Source organism: Hyphomonas sp. GM-8P, assembly GCF_003263315.1.
In the GTDB taxonomy this organism is placed as follows: domain Bacteria; phylum Pseudomonadota; class Alphaproteobacteria; order Caulobacterales; family Hyphomonadaceae; genus Hyphomonas.
Genome location: NZ_AWFE01000038.1, coordinates 1 through 413 on the forward strand (window position 1 = coordinate 1; position 413 = coordinate 413).

The 413-nt window shown below is 58.1% G+C and carries 1 protein-coding gene; it reads right to left on the reverse strand.

Annotated features, from left to right (window positions below):
• Positions 1-413, reverse strand: a 413-nt coding sequence (locus HY26_RS03535; RefSeq protein WP_146740167.1) for an IS3 family transposase, incomplete at both ends; no start/stop codon positions are given.

The window sequence follows — 413 nt, forward strand, 5'->3', positions numbered from 1 at the left end:
CATCATGCGTACGGTCCTGGACGAAGTCATATGACCAGACATGACCTTTGTGAGCGGGTCTCAGCCGAACGCATGATCCATCGTTCAGCCAGAGCCTGCCACGCTTGGGTTGTTTCTGCGGGACTTTAAGCCCTTCACGTCTCCAGATGCGATAGACGCGGCCTGTGCTGACAGACCAGCCAGCTTCACGAAGCAAGGCTGTAATACGGCGATAGCCATATCGTCCGAACCGCTCGGCCAGAGCGATGATAGCTGCTGTCAGTGCGCCTTCATCATACCGAGGTGTCTTCTCGCGTCTCTGTGTCGAGCGATGCTGGCCAACCACGCGGCAGGCTCGGCGCACGGAGACACCGAGCTCGTCCACCACATGATCGACCGCAACGCGTTTACGTGAAGGGCTTAGTACTTTCCCC